General features: G+C 67.7%; 13 protein-coding genes. 9 read left to right on the forward strand and 4 right to left on the reverse strand.

From position 1 onward, the window contains the following. Positions 1 to 38: 38 nt before the first annotated feature. Both dnaN and dnaA read right to left on the reverse strand, forming a co-directional pair. Positions 39 to 1,169 (reverse strand): DNA polymerase III subunit beta, encoded by a 1,131-nt coding sequence (gene dnaN, locus GCN81_RS30710; protein ID WP_156727802.1) that lies wholly within the window; start codon positions 1,167 to 1,169, stop codon positions 39 to 41. A gap of 953 nt (positions 1,170 to 2,122) precedes the next feature. Then, positions 2,123 to 4,111 carry a chromosomal replication initiator protein DnaA gene (dnaA, locus tag GCN81_RS30715; protein ID WP_156727803.1) on the reverse strand — a complete coding sequence of 663 codons (1,989 nt, stop codon included), beginning with the start codon at positions 4,109 to 4,111 and terminating at the stop codon, positions 2,123 to 2,125. Between the two features lie 380 nt (positions 4,112 to 4,491). On the opposite strand from dnaA, the gene rpmH reads away from it, so the two are divergent. From rpmH to GCN81_RS30760, 9 genes are all read left to right on the forward strand, one after another. Next, positions 4,492 to 4,629 carry a 50S ribosomal protein L34 gene (rpmH, locus tag GCN81_RS30720; RefSeq protein ID WP_010985740.1) on the forward strand — a complete coding sequence of 46 codons (138 nt, stop codon included), beginning with the start codon at positions 4,492 to 4,494 and terminating at the stop codon, positions 4,627 to 4,629. Positions 4,630 to 4,650: 21 nt separating this feature from the next. After that, positions 4,651 to 5,022 (forward strand): ribonuclease P protein component, encoded by a 372-nt coding sequence (gene rnpA / locus GCN81_RS30725; RefSeq protein WP_156727804.1) that lies wholly within the window; start codon positions 4,651 to 4,653, stop codon positions 5,020 to 5,022. Continuing rightward, a complete protein-coding gene (yidD, locus tag GCN81_RS30730; RefSeq protein ID WP_156727805.1) occupies positions 5,019 to 5,354 on the forward strand; it encodes a membrane protein insertion efficiency factor YidD in 336 nt (111 codons plus the stop codon). Before rnpA ends, yidD begins: the two co-directional genes overlap by 4 nt. A 3-nt stretch (positions 5,355 to 5,357) precedes the next feature. Further along, a complete protein-coding gene (gene yidC, locus GCN81_RS30735; protein WP_156727806.1) occupies positions 5,358 to 6,692 on the forward strand; it encodes a membrane protein insertase YidC in 1,335 nt (444 codons plus the stop codon). Between the two features lie 15 nt (positions 6,693 to 6,707). After that, positions 6,708 to 7,223, forward strand: a complete 516-nt coding sequence (locus tag GCN81_RS30740) for a Jag family protein (RefSeq protein ID WP_156727807.1) — start codon at positions 6,708 to 6,710, stop codon at positions 7,221 to 7,223. A gap of 98 nt (positions 7,224 to 7,321) precedes the next feature. After that, complete coding sequence (gene rsmG / locus GCN81_RS30745) at positions 7,322 to 8,038, forward strand: 16S rRNA (guanine(527)-N(7))-methyltransferase RsmG (protein ID WP_156727808.1); 717 nt, start codon at positions 7,322 to 7,324, stop codon at positions 8,036 to 8,038. 270 nt (positions 8,039 to 8,308) lie between these two features. Then, entirely contained in the window at positions 8,309 to 9,385 is a 1,077-nt protein-coding gene (locus tag GCN81_RS30750) for a ParA family protein (protein ID WP_156728008.1), read from the forward strand. Beyond that, the gene (locus GCN81_RS30755; RefSeq protein WP_156727809.1) at positions 9,382 to 10,488 is read left to right on the forward strand and encodes a ParB/RepB/Spo0J family partition protein; all 1,107 of its coding nucleotides are present in this window, start codon (positions 9,382 to 9,384) and stop codon (positions 10,486 to 10,488) included. Before GCN81_RS30750 ends, GCN81_RS30755 begins: the two co-directional genes overlap by 4 nt. A gap of 304 nt (positions 10,489 to 10,792) precedes the next feature. Next, positions 10,793 to 11,410 (forward strand): GNAT family N-acetyltransferase, encoded by a 618-nt coding sequence (locus GCN81_RS30760; RefSeq protein WP_156727810.1) that lies wholly within the window; start codon positions 10,793 to 10,795, stop codon positions 11,408 to 11,410. Positions 11,411 to 11,489: 79 nt separating this feature from the next. Here GCN81_RS30760 and trxA read toward each other — a convergent pair whose 3' ends face one another. After that, entirely contained in the window at positions 11,490 to 11,822 is a 333-nt protein-coding gene (gene trxA, locus GCN81_RS30765) for a thioredoxin (protein ID WP_156727811.1), read from the reverse strand. A gap of 60 nt (positions 11,823 to 11,882) precedes the next feature. Then, positions 11,883 to 12,845, reverse strand: coding sequence for a thioredoxin-disulfide reductase (trxB, locus tag GCN81_RS30770; RefSeq protein ID WP_156727812.1), 963 nt, complete (start codon positions 12,843 to 12,845; stop codon positions 11,883 to 11,885). Between the last annotated feature and the right edge of the window lie 5 nt (positions 12,846 to 12,850).

A 12,850-nucleotide genomic window follows, 5' to 3' on the forward strand; every position in this document is an offset into this window, starting at 1 on the left:
GCCCCCGTGCGGGGGCCCAGTGCCCGGTCTTCCTCGGGTCAGCCGCTGAGGCGGACCGGCATGATCAGGTACTTGTACGCGTCGTCCGCCTCGGCGTCCACGGCCGGCTTGCCACTGAGCAGCGCGGGCTTGGTGGAGGTCGTGAAGGAGAGCTGCGCGGCCGGGGAGTCGATCGCGCTCAGGCCGTCCAGCAGGAAGGTCGGGTTGAAGGCGATCGAGATGTCATCGCCCTCAAGCTGGGCGTCGACCCTTTCCACAGCCTGTGCGTCGTCGCTGGACCCAGCCTCCAGGATCAGCACGCCCTGCTCGAAGCTCAGCCGGACCGGGGTGTTCCGCTCCGCCACCAGGGCCACACGCTTCACAGCCTCGACGAACGGCGCGGTCTCGATCACGGCCACCGAGTTGAACTCGGTGGGGAAGAGCGTGCGGTACTTCGGCAGGTCGCCTTCGAGCAGGCGCGTGGTGGTACGCCGCCCGGCACCCTCGAAACCGATCAGGCCCTCGCCCGCACCCGAGCTGGACAGGGCGATCGTCACGCTGTCACCGCTGGTCAGCGACTTGGCGGTGTCCTGGAGGGTCTTCGCGGGGACCAGCGCCACCGCGGAGACATCCGGCACCTCGGGCTTCCACAGGAACTCACGCACCGCGAAGCGGTAGCGGTCGGTGGAGGCGAGCGTGACCGTGTCGCCCTCGATCTCGACCCGGACACCGGTGAGCACCGGCAGGGTGTCGTCGCGCCCGGCGGCGATGGCCACCTGGGCGGCCGCCGCGGCGAAGACCTCACCGGGGACCGTGCCGGTGGCGGTCGGCATCTGCGGCAGCGCCGGGTACTCCTCCACCGGCAGGGTGTGGAGGGTGAACCGCGAGGAGCCGCAGACCACAGTCGCTCGTACACCGTCTGTGGAAATCTCCACGGGGCGGTTGGGGAGGGCGCGGCAGATGTCCGCGAGCAGGCGGCCGGAGACCAGCACGCTGCCGTCCTCCTCGACCTCCGCCTCCACGGAGACCCTCGCCGACACCTCGTAGTCGAAGCCGGAAAGGCTCAGTACGCCGTCCTCCGCCTTCAGCAGCAGGCCCGCCAGGACCGGCGCCGGCGGGCGTGCCGGAAGGCTGCGAGCCGCCCAGGCCACTGCCTCCGCGAGTACATCGCGCTCCACCCGGATCTTCACCGTACGCCGCCTCCTGCTGTTGCTGGCTGCTCGCCCTGCTTGGTCTTCGTTTCGGGCTTGGTTGCTCCCCAGGCTGGGGAGAACGCCGGGGACCAGTCTGACGTACGGCACCGACACTCGGTGCGGCTCGGGGTCAAGTCGGGTCGGGCGCCAGGGTGACGCCGCACCGCGAGTTGTGCACAGCCCCGTCTTCGAAGCGAATCCCCTGGTCTCTCTACCTGGGAGTAGTAGTAGGGGCTGTGGAAACCGTGGATAACCGCGTATGTGCAGGTCAGGACCCGTTTTTTATCCACCGGGCCTGTGGGCGGAGCCGGTGGATAACCCCGGTCCTCTGTGGACAGCCAAAAGTTGTGCACAGTCCGTGCACAGGACAGGGTGACTTCTCCCCAGGTCTGTCCCCAGCTTTACCCAGGTTCCCCACAGGCCAACCGAGCCTCTTGGTGTGACGCCTTTCACTCGACTCGGTGAGCGGGCGCGTTGCGTTGCCGAACAGTGGACAGCGATGTGGAGAAGCTGGGTAAAGCTGGGGACAACAACCCTCAGCCTGTGGGTAGCCGGTGGACAACTCGGCAGGCGCCCTGTGGGCGATTTCTCTGTCCACAGGCTGTGGAGATCTTTTATCCACGAATCCACAGCCTTCTGAGCTGGTGTGATGGTTGGTCCCCAGGATGAACTGTGGACACAGTCTGGATAACTTTTCAGTCCCCAGGGTGTGGACGGCGAGTTGGCCACAGATCTGTGGAGAACCTCGGCCGACCAGGTGGTATTCGAACACCGGGTGGGGCCGCGGACGCGCGCCGAGGGCGGGGCGAGGGCCGAGTGAAGCCCGGATGAAGCCCGGATGAAGCCCGGTGGGGACGCGAAAGGCGCCCCCAGGGGCGTGCTGGGGGCGCCTTGGCGGCCTGCTGGTGACGCGTACGCGCTGGACGTACGTGGACGTACGGGTGCCGCTGTCAGCCGTTCTTGATGCGGTTGGTGAGCTCGGTGACCTGGTTGTAGATCGAGCGCCGCTCGGCCATCAGCGCGCGGATCTTGCGGTCGGCGTGCATCACCGTCGTATGGTCGCGGCCGCCGAACTGCGCGCCGATCTTGGGCAGCGAGAGGTCCGTCAGCTCCCGGCAGAGGTACATCGCGATCTGCCGGGCCGTCACCAGCACCCGGCTGCGCGAGGACCCGCACAGGTCGTCCACCGTGAGGCCGAAGTAGTCGGCGGTGGCGGCCATGATGGCGGGCGCGGTGATCTCCGGAGCCGCGTCCTCGCCGCCCGGGATCAGGTCCTTGAGGACGATCTCGGTGAGCCCCAGGTCTACTGGCTGCCGGTTGAGCGAGGCGAAGGCCGTCACCCGGATCAGCGCGCCCTCGAGCTCACGGATGTTGCGCGAGATCCGGGACGCGATGAACTCCAGTACCTCCGGAGGCGCGTTGAGCTGCTCCTGCACGGCCTTCTTGCGCAGGATCGCGATCCGCGTCTCCAGCTCGGGCGGCTGGACGTCAGTGGTCAGGCCCCACTCGAAACGGTTCCGCAGCCGGTCCTCCAGCGTGACCAACTGCCGGGGCGGCCGGTCCGAGGACAGCACGATCTGCTTGTTGGCGTTGTGGAGCGTGTTGAAGGTGTGGAAGAACTCCTCCTGCGTCGACTCCTTGTCCGCCAGGAACTGGATGTCGTCGACCAGCAGGATGTCCATCTCGCGGTACCGCTTGCGGAAGCTGTCGCCCTTGCCGTCGCGGATGGAGTTGATGAACTCGTTGGTGAACTCCTCGGAGCTCACATAGCGCACCCGGGTACCCGGGTAGAGGCTGCGCGCGTAGTGCCCGATCGCGTGCAGCAGGTGGGTCTTGCCGAGGCCCGACTCGCCGTAGATGAACAGCGGGTTGTACGCCTTCGCCGGTGCCTCGGCGACCGCGACCGCCGCAGCGTGCGCGAAGCGGTTCGAGGCGCCGATGACGAAGGTGTCGAAGAGGTACTTGGGGTTCAGTCGCGCGGTTGGCTCACCGGGGCCCGTCGCGGGCGCGGGCTGCGCGGCGAGCGGGCCGGGGGCGCCGCTGGCCGCAGGCAGCGAGGAGCCGCCGGGGCCGCCGCTGTGCACGCCGTAGTTGCCGGGGCCCGGGCGGCCGCCGGAGCCTGAGTGCCGGGACTGGCCGCCGGGGCCGCGGCCTGACTGCGGCTCGGGGCGCTCCCGGTGCTCGGGGCGCTGCTGCTCGTACTGCGGGCGGTCCGGCTGCTGTTGCCGGTAGTCGTGCTGCGGCTGCTGGGAGGGGGACGCGTACGGGTCGCGCTCGGGGAAGCCGAGGCGCTGCTGCTGCCAGCCGTAGTCGTCGTGTTGCGGGCGGGGCCAGGCGCCGCGCTCCCGCTGGTAGTCCGGGTAGGCGGGGCGGGCGGTCGGGAGCTGGTCGCCGCGTGGGTCCTGGCGCTGGTCGGGGTGCTGCTGGTCGTGCTGGTCGGGACGGCCGGGCTGGTGCTGCTCGGGGCGGTGGCCGGGCGCTTGGTCGTCGCGGCGGGCGTAGCCGTCGTACGGCTCGCGCGGCTCGCGGCCCTGACCGGCCGGGGGCTCGGCATCCTCGTACCGCTGCTGGTGCTCATCCTCGTAGCGCTGCTGCTGTGGGTCCTCGTACCGCTGGTCCTGGTACTGCTGCGAGGACTGCGGAGTGGGGGCCGGGGGCTCGGCGGCGGAGTCGTCGACGGTGATCGCGATGCGGATCGGGCGGCCGCACTCCCGGCTCAGCGTGTCGCTGACGATCGGCGCGAGGCGGCCCTCCAGGACGCCCTTGGCGAATTCGTTCGGGACGGCGAGCAGCGCGGTGTCGGCGACCAGGGCCAGTGGCTGGCAGCGCTTGATCCAGTGCTCGTCCTTCGCCTCGACACCTTGTCCGCGGCCTTCCCCGAGGAGTTGTTCCAGCACTCGTGGCCACACTGCGGCAAGATCGGCAGGTACGTCAGCCACAGGGCACGCTCTCTCATGGGTCCCACGAAGGTGTGGTTCTTGGGACGGGTAGGGACGGGGCGCAACGGAAATCGGGTGACGCTGCGGGAAGGGAACGAATCGGAGTTCAGCCACGGTAGTCAGGGCGACCGCTGCGGTTCAAGTTGTTGTCCACAGGCTGTGCACAGTGTCCCCCGGCGCAGGGCCGGTTTGACCGGATGGCGCAGCCGCGCGTACCGTGACCAGGTCGAGTTGTCGATGGCTGCTGCCGCCTGCCTCCGATGGGCATGGATCACACGATCGTGAAGCGGTGCAATCGGGCGTATGCGAGCTACTCGTGGGCGCACGGTGACAGCCAGGCGATGTCCCGCCTCCACCACATCATTTTCTGGAGCCCCCGAGTGAGCAAGCGCACCTTCCAGCCGAACAACCGTCGTCGCGCGAAGACCCACGGCTTCCGGCTGCGGATGCGCACCCGTGCCGGCCGCGCCATCCTGGCGTCCCGCCGTGGCAAGGGTCGCGCCAGCCTGTCTGCCTGACCGTAAACAGGTCATGACGTCGTGCTGCCTACCGAGAACCGGCTGAGGCGGCGCGAAGACTTCGCGACCGCGGTACGACGAGGACGTCGGGCTGGCCGCCCACTTCTCGTTGTCCATCTACGCAGCGGTGAAACGGACCCGCACGCGCCTGGGGAGAGCGTTCCCCCGACGCGTGCGGGTTTCGTCGTGAGCAAAGCCGTTGGCGTAGCGGTCGTACGCAACACGGTGAAGCGCAGACTTCGCCACCTCATGCGAGAACGGCTGGCCCTGCTGCCCCCCGGTAGCCTGGTAGTCGTACGAGCGCTGCCCGGTGCGGGCGACGCTGACCATGCACAGTTGGCCCGAGACCTGGATGCCGCCCTGCGGCGGCTGCTGGGAGGGGGCGCGCGATGAAGTACCCGCTGTTGGCTTTGATCAAGCTGTATCAGTGGACCATCAGCCCGTTGCTGGGGCCGGTGTGCAAGTACTACCCGTCGTGTTCCCACTACGGCTTCCAGGCCATCGACCGGCACGGTGCGATCAAGGGAACGGCGCTCACCGCCTGGCGCATTCTGCGGTGCAACCCGTGGTCGCACGGCGGTGTCGACCACGTACCGCCGCGTAAGCGTCCGCGGTGGCACGAAATGCTGCGCGACGCCTGGCGCAACAAGGGCGGGCACTCCGCTGCTGAGGACAAGCAGTCCAGCCCGGCCGCCGAGACCTCGCCCCATGCTCAAGGAGCCTGATTAGTGGACACGATTGCCAGTCTTTTCAGCTTTATCACCACACCCGTCTCCTGGATCATCGTCCAGTTCCACACGCTGTACGGTGCGATCTTCGGCCCCGATACGGGCTGGGCCTGGGGACTGTCCATCGTGTCGCTGGTGATCCTGATCCGGATCTGCCTGATCCCGCTCTTCGTGAAGCAGATCAAGGCGACCCGGGGTATGCAGACGCTGCAGCCTGAGATGAAGAAGATCCAGGAGCGCTACAAGAACGACAAGCAGCGTCAGTCCGAAGAGATGATGAAGCTGTACAAGGAGACGGGCACCAACCCGCTCTCCTCGTGCCTTCCCATCCTGGCGCAGTCACCGTTCTTCTTCGCCCTGTACCACGTACTGAACAGCATCGCGTCGAACAAGACGATCGGCTTCATCGACCAGCCGCTCCTCGACAGCGCCCGTCAGGCCCACATCTTCGGTGCCCCGCTGGCCGCGAAGTTCATGGACACCCAGGCCAAGCTGGACGGCCTCGACGCGTCCCTGCTCGATGTGCGCGTGGTCACCGCGGTCATGATCGCGCTGATGTCGTTCTCGCAGTTCTACACGCAGCGTCAGCTGATGATGAAGAACGTCGACACCACGGTGAAGACGCCGTTCATGCAGCAGCAGAAGATGCTGATGTACGTCTTCCCGGTCATCTTCGCCGTCTTCGGCATCAACTTCCCCGTCGGTGTCCTCGTCTACTGGCTGACCACCAACGTCTGGACCATGGGTCAGCAGATGTACGTCATCCGCCAGAACCCCACCCCGGGCAGCAAGGCACAGGGCGCGTTCCTGGAGCGGCTCGGCGAGAAGCTCGTCAAGAACGAGGGCGGCCGGGTGAGCCGTGGCACACGCAACAACATCAAGGCCATCGTCGCCAAGGGCCGCGACCGCAACGAGAACGAGCGGAAGTTCATCACCACGCTGACCAAGGCGGGGCTGGTGGCTCAGGCCGACGGCCTGGTGGTGAAGGGCGAGACCTCCGAGGTTGAGCCCGAGGGCGTCGGCGGCGCGGCCGGTGGCACGCCCAAGCGCCAGCAGCCCAAGCGCCAGAGCAAGTCCCGGCGTCACTCCGCCGCCGCCCAGCCGTCCGGTACCCAGCAAGCTGGTGCCAAGGGCGAGACGGGCAAGACCTCGCTGGAGAAGTCGGACGACACGTCCGGGGACTCGGAAGCCACGTCGCGGGACGACGCCAAGACGCAGGACGGCACGTCTCAGGGCAAGCCGACGGGCGGCAAGGCCGCCTCCGGTTCCGCACGCCAAGCCAAGTCCGGACAGCGCAAGGGCCAGCAGCGGCCCAAGCACCCGTCCAAGAAGTAAGAAGGAGTCCATCCCGTGACGGAAGGCACCACCACCCCGGCCGATGCCGAGGCCGGCGACACCCTGACCAGCCTTGAGCAGGAGGGTGAGATCGCGGCGGATTACCTTGAGGGCCTGCTGGACATCGCCGACCTGGACGGCGACATCGACATGGACGTCGAGGCTGACCGGGCGGCTGTCTCGATCATCAGCGACTCGAGCGGTCGTGGTCTGCAGAAGCTGGTCGGTCGCGACGGCGAGGTGCTCGAGGCGCTCCAGGAGCTCACGCGGCTCGCGGTGCACCGCGAGACCGGTGACCGCAGCAGGCTGATGCTGGACATCGGCGGCTACCGTGCCAAGAAGCGCCAGGAGCTCTCCGAGCTGGGTGCCAAGGCCGCGGCCGAGGTGAAGAGCTCCGGTGAGCCGATGAAGCTCCAGCCGATGACGCCCTTCGAGCGCAAGGTCGTACACGACGCGATCAAGAGCGCGGGTCTGCGGAGCGAGTCCGAGGGCGAGGAGCCGCAGCGCTTCGTCGTCGTGCTCCCCGCCTGATCGACAGGTAGTCTCCCCGGCCCCGTCTGTGCGCAGACGGGGCCGGTCTTTGTCAGCCTGATAGCCAGCACTCAGTGCGGTACGGAAGGACGGTCCCCGTGTCGGAGGCAGTAGAGCTCCCCCCAGCGCCGGAGCAGGCCCGAGCGGTATTCGGTGAGCGTTTCGCGGACGCCGTCCGGTACGCGGAGCTGCTGGCCGACGCGGGAGTCAGGCGTGGTCTCATTGGGCCCCGCGAGGTCCCTCGGCTCTGGGAGCGGCACCTGCTGAACTGCGCGGTGCTCTCCGAGGTCGTCCCCGAGGGCGTGACGGTCTGCGATGTCGGCTCCGGGGCTGGGCTGCCGGGCATTCCGCTGGCGCTGGTCCGCCCCGACCTGAAGATCACCCTCCTTGAGCCACTGCTCAGGCGCACCACGTTCCTGACCGAAGTGGTGGAGCTGCTCGGCCTGGACCATGTGACGGTCGTACGCGGCCGTGCCGAGGAGGTCCTTGGCACGCTGACGCCCGTTCATGTGGTCACCGCGCGTGCGGTGGCGCCGTTGGACCGGCTGGCGGGATGGGGCGTGCCACTGCTGCGCCCGTACGGCGAGATGCTGGCGCTCAAGGGCGACACGGCCGAGGAAGAGGTCAAGGCGGCCGCTGCCGCGCTGAGCAAGCTGGGAGCCGTGGAGACCTCCGTGCTTCACGTCGGTGCGGGACTGGTGGACCCGCTCTCGACCGTGGTGCGGGTCGAGGTCGGCGAGAGCCCTGGTGGTGTGCGCTTCGCGGCCAAGCGCGCCAAGGCGGCCCGAGCCGGACGAGTGCGCCGACGCCGTTGACCCGAGGTGGCGACTGATCCGTCCTGATGACCAGCGGTAGGCCAGACAAGCTGTCAAACGTATGCATGCCGGAGTGTCGTGCGGTTCTGACCGTGCCGGCTATGCATCGTGTTTCACGTGAAACGTCGCTCACTGCTGCAAGGGATCATCAGCCGCGGTCGCGCAGCGGCCCCGCGTGATCGTAGATCCCCCACGAGGGGGACAGAGTTGTCCACAGAGGCGGATTCCTCCACAGAAGACCGGGCCTCGCTGGTTCACGACCCCGAAGACATGGGAGGCTCTGCTCATTGCGAGCCTGAAGTCGAGGAGGGCGAACCCTTGCGGTCCGACGCCAACATCGCGGGGCCGATGACCGATCCGGTCCCCGGTCCCCGTACCGAATCGGCGGGGGAGGATGTTTCACGTGAAACACCGCCCCCGATGGATGACACCCCTATCGGTCGTGCCGCCCAACTGGCGGTGCAGGCGCTAGGCCGCGCCGGTGAAGGTCTGCCACGGCCCGAGCAGACCCGGATCATGGTGGTTGCCAACCAGAAGGGCGGGGTCGGCAAAACCACGACCACGGTCAACCTGGCAGCTTCCCTGGCACTGCACGGTGCGCGCGTCCTGGTGGTCGACCTTGATCCCCAGGGCAATGCCTCCACAGCGCTGGGGATCGACCACCACGCCGAGGTCCCGTCGATCTACGACGTGCTGGTGGAGAGCAAGCCACTCTCCGAGATCGTCCAGCCCGTGCCGGACGTCGAAGGGCTGTTCTGTGCGCCCGCCACCATCGATCTCGCCGGTGCGGAGATCGAGCTGGTGTCTCTCGTGGCGCGAGAGAGCAGGCTGCAGCGGGCCATCCAGGCCTACGAGCAGCCACTCGACTACATCCTGATCGACTGCCCGCCCTCCCTGGGGCTCCTGACCGTCAATGCTCTGGTCGCGGGCGCCGAGGTGCTGATCCCCATCCAGTGTGAGTACTACGCGCTGGAGGGGCTTGGGCAGTTGCTGCGCAATGTCGACCTGGTGCGCGGTCACCTCAACCCCTCGCTACATGTGTCGACCATCCTGCTCACCATGTACGACGGCCGGACCCGGCTGGCCTCACAGGTGGCGGACGAGGTGCGGAGCCACTTCGGCGAAGAGGTGCTGCGGACGAGCATCCCTCGCTCGGTACGTATCTCCGAGGCACCCAGCTATGGGCAGACCGTCCTGACCTACGATCCCGGGTCCAGCGGTGCGCTGTCGTACTTCGAGGCGGCGCGTGAAATGGCGCTGCGCGGGGTGGGTGTGCGCTACGACGCGCAGCACGCCCCGGCAGTGCCCCAGAACGATCAGCGCAACATGGCGGAGGGCATTCAGTGAGCGAGCGACGTAGAGGGCTGGGGCGTGGACTCGGTGCGCTGATTCCCGCGGCCCCGACCGGGGAGAAGTCGGCTCCCGCCGCGGTCGACGGTGCGACAACCTCGCCATCGGCGGTGCCGGTACTCACCGCGGAGCGCGGTGTGGCGGCAGCGAAGGTGGCCAACCTCGGGCCGGGCACCGTTTCACGTGAAACGGACGAGCTGCCAGAGCAGACCGCTGCGGCGGCCGCCGTTCCGGACAGCTCTGCCGGGGCCCATTTCGCCGAGTTGCCCCTGGACTTCATCACCCCCAACCCCCGGCAGCCGCGCGAGGTCTTCGACGAGGACGCGCTAGCCGAGCTGATCACCTCCATCAAGGAGGTGGGCCTTCTCCAGCCCGTCGTCGTACGGCAGCTAGGGCCTTCGCGGTATGAGCTGATCATGGGTGAGCGCCGCTGGCGGGCGTGCCGTGAGGCGGGCCTGGAGCGCATCCCCGCGATCGTGCGGGCCACGGACGACGACAAGCTCCTCCTGGACGCGCTGCTGGAGAACCTGCACCGGGCCCAGCTGAACCCTCTGGAAGAGGCAGCGGCATACGACCAGTTGCTGAGGGACTTCAGCTGCACCCACGACCAGCTGGCGGACCGGATCGGTCGGTCGCGCCCGCAGGTGTCCAACACCCTGCGGCTGCTCAAGCTCTCACCGGCGGTGCAGCGCAGGGTCGCCGCCGGCGTGCTGTCCGCCGGTCATGCGCGGGCTCTGCTTTCCGTGGAGGACACGGAGGAGCAGGAGCGACTCGCGCACCGCATCGTCGCTGAAGGGCTTTCGGTGCGGGCGGTCGAGGAGATCGTGACCTTGATGGGGTCGCGTTCAGGGAGCGCCCCCAAGGCCAAGGGGCCCCGTGCTGGAGCGCGGGTATCACCGGCTCTGAGCGATCTGGCCTCCCGGCTCTCGGACCGCTTTGAGACCCGGGTGAAGGTGGACTTGGGCCAGAAGAAGGGAAAGATCGTCGTCGAGTTTGCCTCGATGGACGATCTGGAGCGCATTCTGGGCAGCCTGGCACCGGGTGAAGGCCCGGTCCTGGAGAAGAGCCTCGCCGCGGACGACGCGGACAGCGAGAGCTGAGGCACGAACGGCACGGAGAGCGGGCTGTGTCCGGTGTGTGCCGGAAAACAGCCCGCTCTTTGCTTTCTGGCGGTATCGATGGAATCGCATGGTGGATACGATGCGTTTGGGTATGGCGCATTTACCTGACGGCACCTCAGGAGAGGAAGGCGAAGGTCATGCGATCGGTAAGCCGCACCGAGTTGTTGACTGCGGGTCTGGGACTGGGGGCGGTCGGCGGATTCGTCGGCGGGCTGATCAGGGAACGGGTCGCTCTGGCCGCTGCCCTTGGCGCGGCGGGCGAAGGAAGTGAGGAACCGCCTTCATGGGGCGTCGGCTCGTACCGCTCACGCTGGACAACCTCCCGGATCTCCCCCAGCGCTGCCGTGCGTGCGTCTTCTGGGAACTCGATCCGGTCAGTGGGCAAGCTGCGGTAAGAGCGGGGACACCGGGGCTGGAGAAGGAGGCCTGGATCTCCGCTGTGCTGCTGGACTGGGGATCGTGCGGCCGGGTGGTCTATGTCGACGAGGTGCCGGTGGGCTATGTGCTGTACGCGCCCCCGGCGTATGTGCCGCGCTCCCTCGCCTTTCCCACCAGCCCGGTGGCTCCCGACGCGGTGCAGCTGATGACTGCGTGGATCACTCCGGAGTACCAGGGGCAGGGTCTGGGACGGGTGATGGTGCAGACCGTCGCGAAGGATCTGCTGCGGAGAGGCTTCAAGGCGATGGAGGCCTTTGGCGACGCCCGGTGGAAAGAACCCGCGTGTGTCCTGCCCGCAGATCATCTGCTCGCGGTGGGCTTCAAGACGGTCCGCCCGCACCCGGTCTTTCCACGGCTGCGGCTTGAGTTGCGTACGACGCTCTCCTGGAAGGAGGACGTCGAACTGGCGATCGACCGGTTGCTGGGGGCGGTTCAGAAGGAACCCGTGCTGCGACCGCTCTAGCGAGAACGGGCCTGACCCCCTGCGGGGTCAGGCCCGTTTCACGTGAAACAACGTATCCGCGCCCTGCGGAGCGAGGTGCCTACTTGGCGGCGATGAAGCCGTCGAGGTCCTTGACGAGCGCGGCCTTCGGCTTGGCACCGACGATGGTCTTGGCGACCTCGCCACCCTGGTAGACGTTCAGCGTCGGGATGGACATGACGCCGTACTTGGCAGCGGTGCCCGGGTTCTCGTCGATGTTGAGCTTGGCGACGATGATTTCGTCGTGCTCGGCCGCGATCGCCTCCAACGAGGGGGCGATCTGGCGGCACGGTCCGCACCAGGCGGCCCAGAAGTCGACGAGCACGGGCTTGTCGCTCTTGAGAACCAGCTCGTCGAAGTTGGCGTCCGTCACGGTGATCGTGGCACCGGCCATGGCTTTCTCCTTCATGAATTAACGGGAACAGGGGCGGAGCGGGGTCAGACCGAGGCGCGGTCAGACAGTGGCGGCGGCAGCGGTCTCGCTGTCGGCCAGGGCGGCGAGGTAACGCTCGGCGTCCAGAGCGGCGGAGCAACCGGTACCTGCCGCGGTGATCGCCTGCCGGTAGGTGTGGTCGACGACGTCGCCGGCTCCGAAGACACCGGTCAGGTTGGTCCGGGTCGAGGGAGCGTCGACCTGGAGGTACCCCTCGTCGTCCAGCTCGAGCTGGCCCTTGAAGAGCTCCGTGCGCGGGTCGTGCCCGACGGCGATGAACAGGCCGGTGACCGGGAGTTCGGAGGTCTCGCCCGTCTTGGTGTTGCGGAGCGTCAGCCCGGTGAGCTTCTGCTCGCCGTGGATCACCGCGACCTCGCTGTCCCAGGCGAACGTGATCTTCGGGTCGGCGAAGGCGCGATCCTGCATGGCCTTGGACGCACGCAGGCTGTCCCGGCGGTGGACGACCGTCACGGACTTGGCGAAGCGCGAGAGGAAGGTGGCCTCCTCCATCGCGGTGTCACCGCCGCCGACGACGGCGATGTCCTGGTCCTTGAAGAAGAACCCGTCGCAGGTCGCGCACCAGGAGACGCCGCGTCCGGAAAGTGCGTCCTCGTTGGGCAGGCCCAGCTTGCGGTGCTGCGACCCGGTGGTGATGATCACGGACTTGGCGCGGTGGACGGTGCCCGCGGTGTCGGTGACGGTCTTGATCTCACCCGTGAGGTCGACCGAGACCACATCGTCAGGGATCAGCTCGGCGCCGAAGCGCTCGGCCTGGGCGCGCATGTTGTCCATGAGCTCGGGGCCCATCACGCCATCCTGGAAACCGGGGAAGTTCTCCACGTCGGTGGTGTTCATCAGCGCACCGCCAGCGGTCACGGCACCCTCGAACACCAGCGGCTTCAGCGATGCGCGTGCGGTGTACAGCGCCGCCGTGTAGCCGGCCGGCCCCGAGCCGATGATGATCACGTTACGGACGTCGCTCACGGGTT

The sequence above is a fragment of the Streptomyces apocyni genome, from assembly GCF_009739465.1.
In the GTDB taxonomy this organism is placed as follows: domain Bacteria; phylum Actinomycetota; class Actinomycetes; order Streptomycetales; family Streptomycetaceae; genus Streptomyces; species Streptomyces apocyni.

Bases quoted from the DNA above. Each gene is read 5' to 3' on its own strand.
- trxA (WP_156727811.1), bottom strand. From the start codon at position 11,822: ATGGCCGGTGCCACGATCACCGTGACGGACGCCAACTTCGACGAGCTG.
- GCN81_RS30750 (WP_156728008.1), top strand. From the start codon at position 8,309: ATGGGAGGCTCTGCTCATTGCGAGCCTGAAGTCGAGGAGGGCGAACCC.
- yidD (WP_156727805.1), top strand. From the start codon at position 5,019: ATGAAGTACCCGCTGTTGGCTTTGATCAAGCTGTATCAGTGGACCATC.
- GCN81_RS30760 (WP_156727810.1), top strand. From the start codon at position 10,793: ATGGGGCGTCGGCTCGTACCGCTCACGCTGGACAACCTCCCGGATCTC.